2 protein-coding genes are annotated in these 716 nt (G+C 32.6%); one reads left to right on the top strand and one right to left on the bottom strand.

Annotated elements, in window-relative coordinates; all coding sequences use genetic code 11:
• Positions 1–187: hypothetical protein (locus BWI92_RS27905; protein ID WP_217903504.1), on the top strand; the 187-nt coding region annotated here is incomplete at its 5' end.
• On the opposite strand, the gene BWI92_RS28975 is transcribed toward BWI92_RS27905, so the two are convergent.
• The gene (locus BWI92_RS28975) at positions 140–343 is read right to left on the bottom strand and encodes an AAA family ATPase (RefSeq protein WP_409024769.1); all 204 of its coding nucleotides are present in this window, start codon (positions 341–343) and stop codon (positions 140–142) included. The two genes, BWI92_RS27905 and BWI92_RS28975, sit on opposite strands and share 48 nt — an antisense overlap.
• Positions 344–716 lie beyond the last annotated feature (373 nt).

The raw sequence follows: 716 nt of genomic DNA on the forward strand, positions 1-716 counted from the left end.
CAATCAGAAATTTGCTGTTCGTGCTAATAATGATCATTTGATGGTAAATAATCTCAATCAGACTTACCAGATTGTTATTGGGCAAGTGAAGCAAAACTGTCAGAAGAAACCGAACGTGCCATTCAAGATGAAGTTGAAATCAGATGGAGGCTCGTGGTTTTGTGCGTACCAGYRAAGCTTCTTTTAGAGAATTATTAGCTAAAGAAGATAGAATTGTTAGAGCTTGACAGATATTAGTTTTACCAACTCCATTGGGGCCGACAATAACGTTAATCCCCTTTTGGAAATTAATCTCAAAATTCTTCAACGATTTGAAGCCATCAACTTTTAAATTTTCAATCATAAATGTTGTCGTATTTAAATATCTATTTTTTTTGCCTTCAGAAATTACCACCTTCTAGTTATATAATTAGAATTATTTCTATAGCTCAGGAACCATTGTCCCAATATAATCAAAGTTTAGAAGTACAGTCCAACCAAAAAATAAGAAAAGAAGATTTATTTCAAATATTTTAGATTTATTAACCAAAATCAATATACGTGCTATACCATCTGTATATATACAGGCAAAACCCCAACAAAAATGCAAAACACATTCCCATTAGGGTTCATCCAAATCATTTCAATCAAACCTACTTTTCCGAACTGCACCTATCACGGTTACAATCCCCAATATAAAAACCAATCCAAACAAAATCAGATTAGTCACCTTTTGT

This window comes from Flectobacillus sp. BAB-3569 (genome assembly GCF_002270355.1).
Lineage (GTDB): Bacteria > Bacteroidota > Bacteroidia > Cytophagales > Spirosomataceae > Flectobacillus > Flectobacillus roseus.